This window comes from Variovorax sp. NFACC27, assembly GCF_048301545.1.
Lineage (GTDB): Bacteria > Pseudomonadota > Gammaproteobacteria > Burkholderiales > Burkholderiaceae_C > Variovorax > Variovorax gossypii.
Genome location: NZ_CP157613.1, coordinates 6,621,689 through 6,638,109, shown reverse-complemented (window position 1 = coordinate 6,638,109; position 16,421 = coordinate 6,621,689). Strand labels below are relative to the sequence as shown.

Sequence of the window (16,421 nt, the reverse complement as noted above, 5' to 3'; positions counted from 1 at the left end):
TCTTCATGAATACCGCGAACCCCGCGAAGCGCGAACACGCCTTCGTTCCGCTGGCCCGCACCATGACCCTGGCCGCGGCCGGCGGCATGCTGCTGGTGGCGACACTGGTGCTGGCGGTCTTCTACGCAATGGCTTCCGCGCAGCAGAAGCGCAGCGCCGCCCAGTACGCCAATGCGAAGGCCGAGGCCATCGCCCGTTCGCTGGACATCTTCGACCAGACCATGCGCCTCACGGCGGAGAACGCCTTCGGCGTCTTCCGGCGCCAGTTCGCGTCCAGCTTCGTGCTCGACAGCGCGGGGCAGGGAACCTTGAGCAGCGACGGCACGCCCATCGACGCAGCGCGCATCGCCGAGGTGGATGCCTTCGCGCGCGACTTCCCCGGCGCCAATGCGACCGTGTTCGTCGCGCAGGGCGACGATTTCCGCCGCGCCACCACCTCGGTGAAGAAGGAGAACGGCGAGCGCGCCGTCGGCACGCTGCTGGACCGCAAGAGCGGGGCCTACCCCGTGCTGCGGGAGGGCAAGCGCTTCGTGGGGCGCATCACGCTCTTCGGGCGCCCCTACATGACCGTCTACGAGCCGGTACGCGATGCGGCGGGCCGCGTCGTGGCGGTGCTCTACATCGGCCTGGACATTTCCCGGCAGCAGGCCTCCTTCGGCGAAGCCGTGAGCGGAACGCGGATCTTCGAAACCGGCGGGCTCTACATCGTCGATCCCGCAGGCGCAGCCGGCGCGGCAACGCTGGTCTTCCATCCGACGGCGGCCGGCAGGAAGCTGGCCGAGTTCATGCCCGAAGGCGCATCGGCCGCCTGGCTGTCGCGGATCTCGGCCGCCGACGCGACATGGATCGACGACGCGCACCCGGTGCTCGCCCCGGCCGACGGCAACCGGCGCTATGCCTCGGTGGCCAGGAGCGAGGCGGCGGGCTGGCTGGCGGTGGCGGAGTTTCCCGCTTCGGAAGTGCTGGCCGTGCTCTATCGCCAGATGGCCTGGATCGGCGCCTGCATCGTGCTGGCGGCCCTGGTGCTGGGCGTCGCGCTGATCGTCTTCATCCGCCGCACGGTGCGGCCGCTCGGCCTGCTGAGCGAGCACGTGCAGGCCCTCGGCCGCGGCGACCTGTCGCGGCAGCTGGCCTCCGACCGCCGCGACGAGATGGGCGTGATCACCCGCGCCGTGGAAAGCATGCGCCGGAGCCTGGCCGGCGTGGTGAGCGGCGTGCGCGCCGGCACCGATGCCATCGCCACCGCCTCGGGCCAGATCTCGGCCGGCAACCAGGACCTCTCGGTGCGCACGGAAGAGCAGGCCAGTTCGCTGCAGCAGACCGCGGCATCGATGGAAGAGCTCACCGGCACGGTGAAGCAGAACGCCGACAACGCGCGGCAGGCCAACCAGCTGGCGCTGTCGGCCTCCGGGGTGGCGCTCAGGGGCGGCGAAGTGGTCGGCCAGGTGGTGGACACCATGGCCTCGATCCATGCTTCGTCGAAGAAGATCGTGGACATCACCGGCGTGATCGACGGCATCGCCTTCCAGACCAACATCCTCGCGCTGAACGCGGCGGTCGAGGCCGCGCGTGCCGGCGAGCAGGGCAAGGGCTTCGCTGTGGTCGCATCCGAGGTGCGAAGCCTCGCCCAGCGCTCGGCCGCCGCTGCCAGGGAAATCAAGGGCCTGATCGACGACTCCGTCGGCAAGGTCGACGCGGGCACCGCCCTGGTGGGCGAGGCCGGACGGACCATGGAAGAGATCGTGGGCAGCGTCCGGCGCGTGACCGACATCATCGGAGAGATCAGCGCCGCGAGCCAGGAGCAGACCTCCGGCATCGAACAGATCAACCAGGCCATCGCGCAGATGGACGAGGCGACGCAGCAGAACGCTTCGCTCGTCGAGGAGGCCTCGGCGGCCGCCCAGTCGCTGCGCGAACAGGCCGGCGGCCTCGTGCAGGCCGTCAGCATTTTCAAGCTGGACGAAGAACCGCGGAGACCAGCGCGCGCCGAGCCGTCGCTTGCCGCGGCACCGCGGCTGGCCGTCTCCAGTGCAAGTGCCAGTGCTGGCGACTGGCGCGAGTTCTGAACCCGGCAAGGACCCGAACAACACACGCTATCGGGCTGCGGCCCCCCAAGGAAAGATCATCAAAACCTTCTACAACCTCAAGATCGCGACCAAGCTTCTTGTGTCGTTCGTCGCGGTCCTCGTGCTCACGGCCTGCCTGGGCGTGATTTCCGTGATGCAGCTGGGCAAGGTCCACGAGATGTCCACCGACCTCTCGACCAACTGGCTGCCGGCCACGCGCTCGCTGCTCGAGCTCAAGGGCATGGTGTCGGGCTTCCGCACGCAGGAGATGGCGCACGCGCTGGCGGGCTCGTTCAACGAGATGGCCGAGTACGAGAAGGCGATGGACGCCTCGTGGGCGGCGCTGCAGAAGAAGCGCGCCGAATACGAGGCGCTCATCTCGGAGCCCGAGGAGCGCGAGGTCTACCCGGTGTTCGCGAAGCTGCTGTCGCAGTACGAGCTGGAGCACAAGAAGATCGTTGCCGTTTCCCACACGCAGGACACGGACCAGGTGAGCAACATGATCCGCGGCAAGTCGCTGCAGCTCAGCCGCGAGATGAACGCCGCGCTGGACAAGCTCACGCAGGTGAACCTGGCGGGCGCCGTCCGCGCGGGCCAGACAGCCGACGCCGTGCATGCGCAGGCCAGGCTGTGGGTGATCGGCCTGCTGCTGGGCGCCGTGGCGCTCGGCCTCGGACTGGCGCTGTGGATCGCGCGCATCGTCGCCCGGCCGTTGGAAGAAGCCGTGAAGGTGGCCCAGTCCGTCGCTTCGGGCGACCTGACCAGCCGCATCGAGGCGCACACGACGGACGAGACCGGGCAGCTGCTCGATGCCTTGAAGGGCATGAACGACAGCCTCGTGAAGATCGTCGGCGAGGTACGCACGGGGACCGACACGATTGCCACGGCATCGGCGCAGATTGCCTCGGGGAATCAGGATCTTTCGTCGCGTACGGAAGAGCAGGCCAGTTCGCTGGAGCAGACCGCCGCGTCGATGGAAGAGCTGACCTCGACGGTCAAGCAGAACGCGGACAACGCGCGGCAAGCCAATCAGCTGGCTGTGTCTGCCTCGGAAGTCGCAGTGAAGGGCGGCAGTGTGGTCTCGCAAGTGGTCGACACGATGGGCGCGATCAACACCTCGTCCAAGAAGATCGTCGACATCATCGGCGTGATCGATGGCATCGCCTTCCAGACCAACATCCTGGCCCTGAATGCAGCGGTCGAAGCCGCACGCGCAGGCGAGCAAGGTCGCGGCTTTGCGGTGGTGGCCTCGGAAGTCCGCAGTCTGGCTCAACGCTCCGCTGCTGCAGCCAAGGAAATCAAGACGCTGATCGGCGACTCGGTCGAAAAGGTCGAAGAGGGCAGCAAGCAGGTCGAAGAAGCCGGCCGCACGATGGAAGAGATCGTGGGCAGCGTCAAGCGCGTGACGGACATCATGGGCGAGATCACAGCTGCAAGCCAGGAGCAGACCTCGGGCATCGAGCAGATCAACCAGGCCATCACGCAGATGGACCAGGTCACGCAGCAGAACGCGGCCCTCGTGGAAGAAGCCTCGGCCGCAGCCCAATCCATGCAGGAACAGGCCAGCACCCTCGTCCAGTCCGTGAGCATCTTCAAGCTCGATGCCAACGCCATGGCGACCACGCGTCCGGGCTTCACGCGCATCACGCCGATCCCCAAGGCTGCAAAGCCCACCCCGAAACGCGCGGCCAAGGCCTTGCCGAAGCGCCAGGAGCCGAAAGCTGCACCGCAGCTCGCCATGGCTGGAGACGCCAAGGGCGACTGGACGGAATTCTGAAAACCGGAGAAGGAAGTCAAATGAACTTGAGCAACCTGAAAATCGGCACCCGACTGGGCCTCGGCTTCGCGCTGGTGCTGCTCCTGATGGCGGTCATCGCCGCCACCGGCGTGCTGCGCCTGGCGAGCGTGGGCAAGGCCACCGAAGAAGTGATGCAGCACGCCCTGGTCAAGGAGCGGCTGGCGAACCAGTGGTCCGTGCTGCTCGGACCGGCGATCTCCAACTCCTTCGCGATGGTCAAGGCCACCGACCCCAAGGTCGTCGCCTACTTCGAGAAGGCCCGGGCCGACAAGTCGGCGCTGATCAACCCGGTGCAGAAGAAGCTCGAGGAACTGCTGAGCTCACCGGAAGAGAAGAAGCTGTATGCCGGCGTGGCCGAGCCGCGCGGACTCGTGCTGTCCATCATCGGCAAGATCAACAAGCTCAAGGCCGAAGGGAAGAACGAAGAGGCCATGGAGTTGGCCGACACCCAGTTCGCGGCCGCGCTCGCCGTCTACGAGGAGGCCGTCGCCAAGATCGCGTCGTACCAGCGCGACCGCATCGACGAACTTGCACGGGACATCGAGGCCGAGCACTCCAACGGCGAGACCACGCTGCTGGTGCTGTCGGCCATCGCGCTGGTGCTGGGCACCCTGTTCGCGTGGCGCCTGACGCGGGGCATCGTGCGCCCGCTGGGGCATGCGGTGGAGGTGGCCGAGACGGTGGCCGCCGGTGACCTGAGCGCGAACATCGTGGTGCAGAGCCGCGACGAGACAGGGCAGCTGATGCATGCGCTGCGTGAGATGAATGCCAGCCTGGCGAAGGTGGTGGGCGAGGTGCGCATGGGCACCGACACGATCGCCACCGCCTCGGGGCAGATTGCGGCGGGGAATCAGGATCTTTCGTCGCGTACGGAAGAGCAGGCGAGCTCGCTGGAGCAGACGGCTGCCTCGATGGAAGAGCTGACCTCGACGGTGAAGCAGAACGCGGACAACGCACGGCAGGCAAACCAGCTCGCGGTCTCGGCTTCCGAAGTGGCCGTGAAAGGCGGCAACGTCGTGTCCCAGGTGGTGGACACGATGGGCTCCATCAATGCTTCGTCCAAGAAGATCGTCGACATCATCGGCGTGATCGACGGCATCGCTTTCCAGACCAACATCCTCGCACTGAACGCGGCAGTTGAAGCTGCACGTGCAGGTGAGCAAGGTCGCGGCTTTGCGGTGGTGGCTTCGGAAGTCCGCAGCCTTGCCCAACGCTCCGCTGCAGCAGCCAAGGAAATCAAGACGCTGATCGGCGACTCAGTCGAAAAGGTCGAAGAAGGCAGCAAGCAGGTCGAAGAAGCCGGCCGCACGATGGAAGAGATCGTGGGCAGCGTGAAGCGCGTGACGGACATCATGGGCGAGATCACGGCAGCGAGCCAGGAGCAGACCTCGGGCATCGAGCAGATCAATCAGGCCATCACGCAGATGGATCAGGTCACGCAACAGAACGCTGCCCTCGTGGAAGAAGCCTCGGCAGCAGCCCAGTCGCTGCAGGAACAGGCCAGCAGCCTCGTGCGCGCGGTCAGCGTCTTCAAGCTCGACGCCAACGCCGTTGCCACCACGCGCCCCGGCTTCACGCGCATCACCCCGATCCCGAAGCCCGCCAAGCCTGCGCCCAAGCGCCCCGCCAAGGCCCTGCCCACGCGGCAGCAGTCCAAGGCAGCGCCGCAACTCGCCATGGCCGGAGACGCAAAGGGCGACTGGACCGAGTTCTGACACTCAACTTTCGGCGGCACCTGCCGATATAGACATTAAGGCATCGCATCGGATCGATGTGATCGAGATGATCGAGCGATCGATGCCACTGCAACTCACACACCTCATCGACAGGTAAAGCCATATGTCCGGAAGTTTGTTCTACACGGGTCTGAGCGGCCTCGGCGTCGCGCGCACGGCGCTGATGACCACCGCCCACAACACCGCCAACGCCTACACCACCGGCTACAGCCGCCAGGTGGCCGAGATCGCCACCGGCGGCGCCATCTCGAGCGGTTCGGGCTTCATCGGCTCGGGCGCCAACGTCACGACCGTCTCGCGCAGCTATGACCGCTACCTGACGGCGCAGCTGTCCATGGCGCAGTCGGCCTCGGCCGCGCTCGCCACCAACGGCACGCAGGTCAGCCGCATCGACACGCTGCTGGCCGACAAGACCTCGGGCATCGCCCCGCTGATGCAGAGCTTCTTCACCAGCATCCAGGGCGTGGCCAACACGCCTGCCGACCCGGCCGCGCGCCAGCAGATGATCAGCTCGGCGCAGGCGCTGGCCGGCAAGTTCCGCTCGACCGACCAGTACCTGTCCGACCTGAACTCCTCGATCAACGACCAGATCGTCGGCAGCGTGGACCAGATCAACACCTACGCCGGCAAGATCGCCAGCCTCAACCAGCAGATCAGCCAGATCAGCGCCATGGCCGGCGGCCAGCCGCCCAACGACCTGCTCGACCAGCGTGACCAGCTCGTGAGCGACCTGAGCCAGATCGTCGACGTGAAGGTGCTGCAGCAGGACAACGGCAAGTACAACGTGTTCATCGCTTCCGGCCAGTCGCTGGTGGTGGGCGACTACGCGTCCACCATGGCGGCCGTGAGTTCCGCTGCCGATCCGTCGCGCAAGGTCGTGGCGCTGCAGGGCTTCGCGGGCAGCACCGCAGAGCTGGGTGACGGCGTCATCACCGGCGGCGTGCTGGGCGGCCTGCTGTCCTTCCGTCGCGACACGCTCATCCCCACGCAGAACGCCATCGGCCGGCTCGCCATGTCGGTGGCCGACGCGGTGAACGCCCAGCACAAGCTGGGCGTGGACCTGAGCGGCGCGCTGGGCAAGGACTTCTTCACGCAGGCCACGCCGGCGGCGCTCTCGAACGCGAAGAACACGGGCAACCTCGAGATCGGCGCCTCGATCTCCAACGCCTCGCAGCTCACGACCAGCGACTACAGCGTGGAAGTCACCAACGTGGCCGGCACGCTCACCTACAACGTCACCCGCCTGTCGGACAAGCAGTCGATGGGCGCGTTCACCACCTTCCCGATCACCTTCGACGGCGTGAGCCTCGTGGCCGCCAGCGGCACCGCGCAGGCCGGCGATTCGTTCCTGATCCAGCCCACGCGCACCGGCGCGCGCGACCTCGACGTGGTCACGCTCGACCCCTCCAAGGTGGCGGCGGCATCGCCCATCGTCACCGGCAACACCGCGGGCAACAAGGGAACCGGCGCGCTGGGCGCGGCCACCGTGGACGCGAGCTACCCCGCCACGCCGCTGGCCGCGAACCTCACGCTGAGCTACGACGCCGCCACCGGCAGCCTGACGGGCTTTCCCGCGACCTCGGCCGTGACCGTCACGCTGGCCAACGGCACCAGCACCACCTATGCGGCCGGCGCGCCCGTGCCCTACACCGCCGGCGCGAAGATGAGCTTCGACGGCGTCAGCGTCACCATGACCGGCGCGCCCTCGAATGGCGACACCTTCACCATCGGCAAGAACACCTCCGGCGTGTCGGACGGCAGCAACGCGCTGCTGCTGGGCGCGCTGCAGCGCAAGACCCTCATGGCCAACGGCACGGCCACCTTCAACGGCGCCTACTCGCAGATCGTCAGCGAAGTCGGCAACCGCTCCATGGCCATCAAGGTGGCCGCCACCACGCAGGACAGCGTCACCAGCCAGATCAAGGCCAGCCGCGACTCCATCTCGGGCGTGGTGCAGGACGAGGAAACCGCCAACCTGCTGATGTTCCAGCAGATGTACCAGGCCAACGCGAAGGTGATCCAGACCGCCTCGACCATCTTCGACACCATCCTCGGCATCGGCCGCTGAGCCCGGAGCTCGTCCGGAAGATCCACAAAGTCAAGGCAAAGCGATGCGCATCAGCACCCAATCCTTCTACGATCAGAACGTGCTGGCCATGGGCCAGCAGCAGCAGAAGCTGTTCAAGGTCCAGCAGCAGCTGGCCACCAACTCCAAGTTCCTCTCGGCCGGCGACGACCCGGTGGGCGCGGCCCGCGCGCTCGGCGTGAGCCAGACGCTCTCGGAGATCTCGCAGTACGCCACCAGCCGCCAGCGCGCCTCGCTGTCGCTGTCCAACGAGGAGAACGCCCTCGACTCGGTGACCTCGATCCTGCAGAACATCAAGACCCTGACCGTGCAGGCCGGCGGCGCCGCGCTGTCGGATGCCGACCGCGCGTCGATCGCCACCGCCATCCAGAGCAGCTACGACCAGCTCGTGGGCATCGCCAACTCCACCGACAGCAACGGCCAGTACCTGTTCGCGGGCTTCAAGAGCGGCACGCCGCCCTTCGTGGCCGCGGCCGGCGGCAGCCTGCAGTACGTGGGCGACCAGGGCCAGCGGCTGATGCAGGTCGACGTGGCGCGGCAGATGCCCACCTCGGACGACGGCCGCACCGTCTTCCAGTCGGTGCAGGGCAGCGCGGGCTACGTGGCGTCCGGCGCGCCCGCCAACACCGGCACCGGCGTGTTCGGCTCCGTCAGCGTGACCGACGCCACCGCGCCGAACTACGGCAAGGACTTCACCATCTCCTTCACCGCCACCGACTACACGGTGATGACCAAGGACACCCCTCCGGTGGTCGCGGCCACGGGCACCTTCTCGCCCGACACGCCCATCAGCTTCGGCGGCGTGCAGGTCAAGATCACGGGCAAGCCGGCGGCGGGCGACAGCTTCGACGTGTCGACCGCGAAGAACGCGGGCACCGACGTGTTCGCGGCCATCGGCGAACTGGTGAGCGCGCTGCGCACGCCGCTGACCGGCGGCGGCGCGGCCGCCCAGGCGAAGCTGCAGAACGCGCTGAGCACGGCCAACGTGAAGGTGACGAACGCGCACGACAACGTGCTGACGGTGCTGTCGTCAGTCGGATCGCGGCAGGCCGAGATCGATTCGCTGGATTCGGGCGGAGCGGACCGCAAGCTGCAGGAAGAGTCGTACCTGTCTTCCATCGAAGACCTCGACCCGTACACCGCGATCTCGGAGTTCTATCAGCGCCAGTCCTCGCTGCAGGCCACGCAGATGACCTTTGCTCGGCTCAACAGCATTTCGTTGTTCAACTACCTCTAGAGGAAGGACGCGGCGGCCCGAGGGGCCGCCGGTTTCCGCGGCGGGCGGAATCCACCTCTGATCGCCCAGGGCTTCCCGATGGACCGTGAATCTCCTTTCCGATTCCGGACACGGCATTCGCGCAGGGCCGGCGGTTCCAGGGGCGACGAGACAACTACTACTCCCAGATCGTCGATGCCGCTTGCAGGCCGCTGCGCGATGCCCTGCCGCCGGATGCCGGATGAAAGGAAGTCGGGCGAGATTCGCCACGACAGCCTGAAAGCCTGTAGATGTTCGCGTAGGTGCCGGCAGCGCGACGCGAGAACCTGGGAGTACGAGCGTGTGGGAATTCGTTCTTTCCGTGTGGAAGGTGGAGGTGGCCAACTACCCCATCCTCCTGATGCAGGCCGCAGCGCTGCTGGGTGTCTTCAGTCTGGTGCTCATGGTGTCGAAGTCGTCCGAAGCAATGCTGCATTCCCGGGCAACCTTCTACGGTTGGACGGTGGGGTTGACCGGGTTCGTCCTGCTGGGGATGGCGTTCCAGCTGATGAACCTGCCGTCGAAGCCGTACCTCGGGTCCGACCTGCTCTTCCTGTCCGGAATGCTGGGCGGCCTGCGCGGCGGGGCCATCGGCTGGACGCTGATCGTGGGCGCCAGGCTCCTGTTCGGCGGAACCCACCAGGCAGCCGCGTTCCTGCTGGACATGACGCTGATGGTCGGCGGGGGCATCTTCATGCACTACCGCCTGGGCCGCAGGCCGATCACGTCCTTCGGCTGGCGTGACATCGGCAGCGCCTGGCTCGTACGTGTCGCGTTCACCATGCTCTCGATAAGCCTCATCTATGCATTCCAGCTTGTTCCTCCCATGGTCAACGCCAGGGTGCTGGTGCTGCATGCCTTGAGCAGCGGGCTGTCGCTGATGATCATCGCCTGCGTGCTCGCCCTGCTGCGCAGCGATGCCAGGGAACGGGAGTCCCGCGCCCGCGCATTCGCGGCGTCGCACACGAACCTGCTGACCGGGCTTCCCAACCGGCGCGCGCTCGGGGAGCTCCTCGAAAGGCTGCTGGCCGCCGACGGCAGGCAGCACGTGCTGATGACCTTCCAGGTCGCGAACCTCGCCGAGATGGCCCGTGCGCTCGGACATGACTGGACGGACCACCTCTGGGCGCAGCTTTCCGTTGCCCTGACCCAGGGGCAGGCGAGCCAGCTGGTCGAGGCATTCCACCCCCTGTGCTTTCAACTCAACGACCTGTCGCTGACCGTCGTGCTGCAGGACACCTCACTGGAATGGATGGAGCAGCAGCAGCTGGCGTCGAAGGTGCAGGCGGAAGCGGTGGCCGCGCTGCGGGCCACTCATGCGGCCTATGTGTCGCTGCAGCTGCGCATCGGTGTTTCCAACGTGCGGATGAATTCGCAGGCGAACGCCGCCTCGATCCTGCGCGACCTGAACTTCGCCTTGCAGAGCAACGAGCAGATGGTGCGCTACTTTCACGAGTCGTTCGCCGAGCAGGCGGACAAGGACGAGGATGTGCGGCGCCTGCTGATCGACTGGATCCGCACCGCGAGCCCGCCGATGCAGTACCAGCCCAAGTTCCATCTCCTGACGCGCCATGTCTGCGGGGCGGAGGCCCTGCTGCGGGCGCATCCGGTGAACGGGAACCTGCTGCCTCCCCCCTATGTGATCGAGATCGCGACCCGCCATCAGCTCCTGTCGCAGTTCGAGTGGTGCACCCTGGAGGTCGTCGGGCGCGACATCCAGAGGTGCCTGGCCGCCGGCTGCCCCATACCTCTTTCCGTCAACATCTCCGCCACCACGCTGACGCTTCCTCTCTTCGGCGACCGCGTGCTGTCGTTCCTCGAACTGCTGCACGTGCCGCCGCGGCTGCTGTACGTCGAGATCACCGAAAGCGGCCACGTGCCGGACGTGGAAACGGTGCGCACCAACATCGCCGTGCTGCAAGGCGCCGGCGTCGGCCTTTCGCTCGACGACTTCGGCACCGGCTACTCGGCGCTGACGACCCTGGCGACCATCCCGTTCACCGAGGTGAAGATCGACCACAGCATGATCTCCAGGATCGACCAGCCGCGCATGCGCGAAGCCGTGTCGCTCGCGCTCGAGAGCGCCACGCGCTACAACGCCACGCTGGTGGCCGAGGGCGTGGAGACCGAAGACCAGTCGACGCTTCTGCTGGAGATGGGCGTGCTCTTCGGCCAGGGGTATCTTTTCTCGAGAGCGGTGCCGATGGACGACCTGATCCGGATGGCTCGTCGCAGAGCTGCGTTCCGCGTGGACGGCGCACTGAAGAGCCCGAGGTCGGATCGGATCTGAGAAGAAAAGGCTGTCACCACTCCATGCCCCACCGGAGCGCCCATGCGCGTAGCACCAGGTTGCAGGTTTCGGATCATGATCGCTTTTTCTCCATCCATCGACGAGCAGGCACGGCTGCGAGACTTCTTCCGGCTCATCAAGCCGATCTCCGTGGCTACCCAGGCGATCGGATTCATGTTCTGGGGCGCTGCGTGGTGGCTCGCGGACCCGGGTTACCAGTACGTGACCTGGCACCTGGTGTTGCTCGCATGCTGCATCGCGTTGTCCATCGCCGGAAGCTGCGCGACCAGGTTCCTTTCGTTCTTCTCGATCATCACCGTATGGCTGCTGTGCCTGGGGTTCTCCATTCTCATGTCGCAGAGCCCCGATCGCGAAGTGTGGGCGGTGTCCATGAGCGTGATCGTCTCCATCATGGGCGCGCCGCTCTTCTCCCGGTTGAGTGTCTCGGCGCTGGCGAGTTCGGGTGCATGGCTCATCTTGGGAGGCGGCGAGTGGCTGGGCACTCCCCATGGCCTGGATGCCGGCTGGAGCTTGCTGATGCCCTGCGGAACCATCACGATGGGGCTGATCATGAACGTCATCTTCGCGACGCTGCACCGCGAGAGCCTGAAACTGCGGCAGGAGCTCGAACAGCTCGCGTACAAGGATGTGCTCACGGGCATGAGCAACCGGCGCAAGTTCCTGGCCGACGTCCAGAACCTTCACGAGCAGGGACGGCTTGGCGAAGGATGCTTCCTGATGATCGACGTGGACGACTTCAAGAAGATCAACGACGACTTCGGGCACGCGGCTGGCGACCTGGCGCTGCAGCGGGTCGCGGCCGTGCTCAGGGAGATCGGGGTCGGCAATGCCTTCGGCAGGCTCGGCGGCGAGGAGTTCGGCATCATGCTGGCGGACGGCGGCACGACGCAGGCGCGGTCGATGGCGGCGCGGATCCTGGATCAGGTGCACGGCGTACGCATCGAGGGCCGGCCCATCACGGTCAGCGTGGGCATCTCCGGCGTGGCCCGCCATCGCATCCCGCCGGAGCTGATGCGAGAAGCCGATGTCGCGCTCTATGAGGCAAAGCGCATGGGCAAGAACAGGTTCGTCCAGCACGGTGCCGTGGATTGAGTTCGCGGTTCGTCAGGGCCGCAGGCCCTGACCTTTCAGAGATGGAACTGACGGTGCTGCGGGAGGCGCTGCTCAATCTCATCGGTCCCAAAAAAAAAATAGGTGAGCCGCAAGGAACGGGCCTTCATCGCGTACCGTTCTCGCTCAAGGCGGCACGCAACGACTGAAGCGCGGATTCGGCCGTCTCGATCCGCCGCTTCAGTTCCTCATTGACCACTCGCACCAGCGCTCCGAGTTCGGTGCGAGTCGGATGGATCACTTCCGTATCGTTCACGCTCTGTGAAACGATGAGCTTTTCCAGGCCTGCATATGCACGTTGCAGCTCGTGCAGGTTGTCGATCTCATCGCTTGCCTGCAGCGCAAGCGATTCAAGGCTGGCGGCTTGGGACGATTCGGGAAAAGAAGAGACGCGCGCGGACGTGCGGGCGGATGCAGCCATGAATGGCCTCCAAGTGATTGCGGTTTGCTGAAACCGCCGCACCCAACGCCAATTGGGGGCGGCAGCTCGACGGGTTGGCGTACCGGGCAACCACTTGCGTGAAACCGGCAGGGCGCGAGCCCTCCCGTCGAGCCGCCAAAACTGGAGGCACGAACGACAAAGCCGCAGACCCTGCGGGGTGACTGCGGCTTACGTCGCAGTGATTGCACGGGACGCCAATCCCGATCACGCCTGTTTTCGACGTGACGGCGACCAGTATATCTACGCAGGTATCCGCGACGCTGGAACAATCCCCCGGTCCGCGCGAATGGCGAGATCCGCCGGCGCGAGACTCCAACATCGAACCTGCAGGACCTGATGACAACCGAAGACCTGACCCCTCTGCTCCTCGACGCACTCGGCAAGCGCATCGACGACCCCGCCGCTGTCCGGCTGGCGGAAGCCCTCGGCAAGAAGCCCTTCAAGAACGCGACGCCGGGCAATCGTTGCGACATCGGCAACCGCAAGCTCGGCATCGAAGTCATCGCCGAAATGAACCTTGCCACGCGCTCGCACTTCCCGCCGCGCAAGGACGGGCGCAAATGGGTGACCTGGGTGTCCGCTGCCTTCATCTATCCGGACTATCGCGGTTCGCTGCCGGCGGGCTTCGACTGGCAGATGGACGACGCGGCGCTCACCGCGCGCTTCAAGCGGCGCGTCGAAGGCGCGGTGGAAGAAGTGCGCTTCACGCTGCCGCCTCCGGCCGAAGGGCTGCGGGCGAAGGTGTCGATCAACTCGGCGGGCCTGCCGAAGCACATGCTGGTGAGCGTCGACGAAGAGGAGACCTACGCCACGATCTACCCCGACAGCAAGCCGGAGCATTCGGTGGAAGACGGCTTCTTCGCGAGCTGGTGTGCGCTGAACGGCATCCTGCGGCAAGACCGGCTCGCCGCCGGGCAGCTCGACGCCCTGCGTAAGCGGGAACTGTCGCCGCTGGCTTTCCTGTCTTCCAGCCTGGGCGGACTGCTGTGGCAGAACGACGTGCGCCCCGAGCATGCGGCGTTCTGCCACGCCTACATGAACCGCCTGATGGAACCGGAAAAGGCATCGGCGCTCTTCGACACGCAGGAAACGTTCGGCGACAGCAACAACTGGCGCAAGCCGGGCGACGCGATGACGCAGGACGGCTGGGAGAACTTCGACCGGATCGCGCCGCGCTATGCGCAACGCCTGGAGCAATGGAACAGGCGAGAGATCCATTCCATGGTCGACTGGCCCGAGCAGCCCTAGTTCGCGCCGGGGCCCTTCCGGAGTCAGGGCCGCAGGCCCTGCGTGAAGCGCAGCATGCTGGCGATGCCTTCCGCGAACCTCGGCTCCAGGAACGCCCCGAGGTTCGGCATCAGCAGCTGCAGCATGAAGATGCCCGCCAGCAGCGTCAGCGGGAACCCCACGGCGAAGATGCTGAACTGCGGCGATGCGCGGTTCAGGATGCCCATCGCCAGGTTCAGCGTGAGCAGCGCGGTGACGAGCGGCAGCGACAGCAACAGCCCGCTCGCGAAGATCTCGGCGCCGGCCAGCACCAGGAACATCCACCCGCCGGCCGCCAGCGGTGCATCGGCGATCGGCAGCGTGTGAAAGCTCTGGGCCAGCGCGTTCACCATCAGCAGGTGCCCGTCGAGCGCCAGGAAGATCAGCATCGCCAGCATGTTCAGCAGGCGCGACACCACCATGGTGCTGCCGTGGCTCATCGGGTCGAAGAACGATGCAAAAGACAAGCCCATCTGCAGGCCGATGTATTCCCCCGCGGCCAGCACGGCGGTGAACACGAGCCGCACGGTGAAGCCCATGGCCACGCCGATCAGCACCTGCTGCACGATGATCCACACGCCGCCCGCCGACACCACCGGCACGGCCGGCAGCGGCCCGACGGTGGGCGAGACCACGAAGGCCAGCATGGCGGCGATGAGCACCTTCACGGGCCGCGGCACCCATGCCTCGCCGAAGATGGGCGCGGTGCTCACCAGCGCGAGCATGCGCACGAAGGGCCAGAGAAAGGCCACCATCCAGCCCTCGAGCTGCGCCGAGGTGACCGAGATGATCGACGGTGTCACATCAGTTCAGCAGCAGCGGAATGCCGGAGAACAGCGCGCGCATGTAGTCGAGCATGCGGTCGAGCATCCACGGCCCCGCGATCACGAGCGTGGCGAACACCGCGAGCAGCTTGGGAATGAAGGACAGCGTGGCCTCGTTGATCTGCGTGGCCGCCTGGAAGATGCTCACGATCAGGCCGATGACGAGCGCCACCAGCAGCAGCGGCGCGCCGATGAGCAGCGATATTTCCATGGCCCGGTGGCCCATGGTCATGACGGATTCGGGGGTCATCTCTGCCTGTACCTGTGCCTGTGCCTGTGCCTGTGCCTGGGGATGGAACCTAGAGATAGAAGCTCTGCGCCAGCGCGCCGATGAGCAGTTGCCAGCCGTCGGCCAGCACGAACAGCATGAGCTTGAAGGGCAGCGCGATGGAAGCCGGCGGCACCATCATCATGCCCATGGACATCAGCACGCTGGCCACCACCAGGTCGATGATGAGAAAGGGTATGAAGATGGTGAAGCCGATCTGGAACGCCGTCTTCAGCTCGCTGATGACGAAGGAGGGCAGCAGTATGCGCAGCGGCACGTCCTCGGGGCCCTGCATCTCGGGCACCCTGGCCAGCCGCGCGAACAGCGCCAGGTCGCTCTCGCGGGTCTGCTTGAGCATAAAGGTCTTGAAGGGCGCGATGCCGCGCTCCATCGCCGCCTCGGCGCTGATCTTGTTCTCCGAGAAGGGCTTGTAGGCGTCGTTGTAGGCCTTGTCGAGCACCGGGGCCATCACGAAGAAGGTGAGGAAGAGCGACAGCCCCACCAGGATCTGGTTGGGCGGCGAGGTCTGCGTGCCGATGGCGGTGCGCAGCAGGCCCAGCACGATGAGGATGCGCGTGAAGCTGGTCATCGACAGCAGCAGCGCGGGCAGGAAGGTGAGCGAGGTCAGCAGCACCATGGTCTGCACGCTCAGCGACCAGGTCTGGCTGCCGCCGGGGCCGGGCGTGCTGGTGATGCCGGGCAGGCCCTGCGTCCAGGCCGCCGCGGGCAGCGTGGCGGCGAGCAGCAGCAGCGCGGCGCGCAGGCCGCGGCGCAATGCGGGATGCTTCATGGAGCGGGACTGGCCTTGCCGGAGATGGATTCGCGCAGCTTGCGTGCGAAGAGCTCCACCGCGCGGGGCGCGGCGGTGGTCGTCGTCGAGGCGAATGCCGTCGGCGCGGCGTGGGGCTGTACCTGCGCCGGCAGCGTGTGCAGCGTGTTGACCTGGCTCGGCGTGACGCCCAGCACCAGCCAGGTGTCGGCCACTTCCACCACGACCACGCGTTCGCGCTGGCCGATGGCGGCGCTCGACACCACCTTCACGAGTTGCCCGCCGCCGAGGCGCTGCAGGCCGAAGCGCCGCGCGGCCCACGCGCACAGGAAGATCAGGCCGACCACCACCGCCATGCCGAAGCCGGCCTGCAGCAGGCCCGAGGCGCCGACGGCGGCCGGGGCCACCTCGTGGACGGGCGTTGGCACAGTCGGGAGACTCATTGCATGGTCTCCGCGCTGCGCGCTGCGGCATTCGCCTTGGGAGCGGC

General features: G+C 66.5%; 13 protein-coding genes. 8 read left to right on the top strand and 5 right to left on the bottom strand.

Translation table 11 applies throughout. The features are described from left to right. The first annotated feature begins 5 nt into the window (after nt 1–5). From ABL840_RS30945 to ABL840_RS30915, 7 genes are all read left to right on the top strand, one after another. Complete coding sequence (locus tag ABL840_RS30945; protein WP_093302104.1) at nt 6–2,066, top strand: methyl-accepting chemotaxis protein; 2,061 nt, start codon at nt 6–8, stop codon at nt 2,064–2,066. 58 nt (nt 2,067–2,124) lie between these two features. Beyond that, nucleotides 2,125–3,843 carry a methyl-accepting chemotaxis protein gene (locus tag ABL840_RS30940; RefSeq protein ID WP_093445746.1) on the top strand — a complete coding sequence of 573 codons (1,719 nt, stop codon included), beginning with the start codon at nt 2,125–2,127 and terminating at the stop codon, nt 3,841–3,843. 20 nt (nt 3,844–3,863) lie between these two features. Beyond that, a complete protein-coding gene (locus tag ABL840_RS30935; RefSeq protein WP_093197895.1) occupies nt 3,864–5,579 on the top strand; it encodes a methyl-accepting chemotaxis protein in 1,716 nt (571 codons plus the stop codon). 124 nt (nt 5,580–5,703) lie between these two features. After that, complete coding sequence (gene flgK, locus ABL840_RS30930; protein WP_093302102.1) at nt 5,704–7,668, top strand: flagellar hook-associated protein FlgK; 1,965 nt, start codon at nt 5,704–5,706, stop codon at nt 7,666–7,668. 43 nt (nt 7,669–7,711) lie between these two features. Beyond that, nucleotides 7,712–8,923: a flagellar hook-associated protein FlgL gene (flgL, locus tag ABL840_RS30925; RefSeq protein WP_093197890.1), complete on the top strand. Its 1,212-nt coding sequence runs from the start codon at nt 7,712–7,714 to the stop codon at nt 8,921–8,923. Nucleotides 8,924–9,242: 319 nt separating this feature from the next. Further along, nucleotides 9,243–11,231 carry an EAL domain-containing protein gene (locus tag ABL840_RS30920; RefSeq protein ID WP_093302099.1) on the top strand — a complete coding sequence of 663 codons (1,989 nt, stop codon included), beginning with the start codon at nt 9,243–9,245 and terminating at the stop codon, nt 11,229–11,231. Between the two features lie 75 nt (nt 11,232–11,306). After that, complete coding sequence (locus tag ABL840_RS30915) at nt 11,307–12,344, top strand: diguanylate cyclase (protein WP_176947470.1); 1,038 nt, start codon at nt 11,307–11,309, stop codon at nt 12,342–12,344. 124 nt (nt 12,345–12,468) lie between these two features. On the opposite strand, the gene ABL840_RS30910 is transcribed toward ABL840_RS30915, so the two are convergent. Then, nucleotides 12,469–12,783, bottom strand: coding sequence for a hypothetical protein (locus ABL840_RS30910; protein ID WP_418116071.1), 315 nt, complete (start codon nt 12,781–12,783; stop codon nt 12,469–12,471). Nucleotides 12,784–13,140: 357 nt separating this feature from the next. On the opposite strand from ABL840_RS30910, the gene ABL840_RS30905 reads away from it, so the two are divergent. Continuing rightward, a complete protein-coding gene (locus ABL840_RS30905) occupies nt 13,141–14,052 on the top strand; it encodes a hypothetical protein (RefSeq protein ID WP_093302094.1) in 912 nt (303 codons plus the stop codon). A gap of 23 nt (nt 14,053–14,075) precedes the next feature. On the opposite strand, the gene fliR is transcribed toward ABL840_RS30905, so the two are convergent. Genes fliR through fliO form a run of 4 tightly spaced genes read right to left on the bottom strand, consistent with a single transcriptional unit; the run spans nt 14,076 to nt 16,374 of the window. Then, nucleotides 14,076–14,861 carry a flagellar biosynthetic protein FliR gene (gene fliR, locus ABL840_RS30900; RefSeq protein WP_176947484.1) on the bottom strand — a complete coding sequence of 262 codons (786 nt, stop codon included), beginning with the start codon at nt 14,859–14,861 and terminating at the stop codon, nt 14,076–14,078. Between the two features lie 13 nt (nt 14,862–14,874). After that, nucleotides 14,875–15,144, bottom strand: coding sequence for a flagellar biosynthesis protein FliQ (gene fliQ, locus ABL840_RS30895; RefSeq protein ID WP_093197882.1), 270 nt, complete (start codon nt 15,142–15,144; stop codon nt 14,875–14,877). A 49-nt stretch (nt 15,145–15,193) separates the two neighbouring features. Beyond that, nucleotides 15,194–15,952: a flagellar type III secretion system pore protein FliP gene (gene fliP, locus ABL840_RS30890; protein WP_093197880.1), complete on the bottom strand. Its 759-nt coding sequence runs from the start codon at nt 15,950–15,952 to the stop codon at nt 15,194–15,196. Beyond that, complete coding sequence (gene fliO / locus ABL840_RS30885) at nt 15,949–16,374, bottom strand: flagellar biosynthetic protein FliO (protein WP_093302092.1); 426 nt, start codon at nt 16,372–16,374, stop codon at nt 15,949–15,951. Before fliO ends, fliP begins: the two co-directional genes overlap by 4 nt. Between the last annotated feature and the right edge of the window lie 47 nt (nt 16,375–16,421).

Coding starts and splice junctions, on each gene's coding strand:
- ABL840_RS30935 (WP_093197895.1), top strand. CDS start 3,864: ATGAACTTGAGCAACCTGAAAATCGGCACCCGACTGGGCCTCGGCTTC.
- ABL840_RS30905 (WP_093302094.1), top strand. CDS start 13,141: ATGACAACCGAAGACCTGACCCCTCTGCTCCTCGACGCACTCGGCAAG.
- ABL840_RS30910 (WP_418116071.1), bottom strand. CDS start 12,783: ATGGCTGCATCCGCCCGCACGTCCGCGCGCGTCTCTTCTTTTCCCGAA.
- flgK (WP_093302102.1), top strand. CDS start 5,704: ATGTCCGGAAGTTTGTTCTACACGGGTCTGAGCGGCCTCGGCGTCGCG.
- ABL840_RS30945 (WP_093302104.1), top strand. CDS start 6: ATGAATACCGCGAACCCCGCGAAGCGCGAACACGCCTTCGTTCCGCTG.
- ABL840_RS30915 (WP_176947470.1), top strand. CDS start 11,307: ATGATCGCTTTTTCTCCATCCATCGACGAGCAGGCACGGCTGCGAGAC.
- flgL (WP_093197890.1), top strand. CDS start 7,712: ATGCGCATCAGCACCCAATCCTTCTACGATCAGAACGTGCTGGCCATG.
- fliQ (WP_093197882.1), bottom strand. CDS start 15,144: ATGACCCCCGAATCCGTCATGACCATGGGCCACCGGGCCATGGAAATA.
- fliP (WP_093197880.1), bottom strand. CDS start 15,952: ATGAAGCATCCCGCATTGCGCCGCGGCCTGCGCGCCGCGCTGCTGCTG.
- fliO (WP_093302092.1), bottom strand. CDS start 16,374: ATGAGTCTCCCGACTGTGCCAACGCCCGTCCACGAGGTGGCCCCGGCC.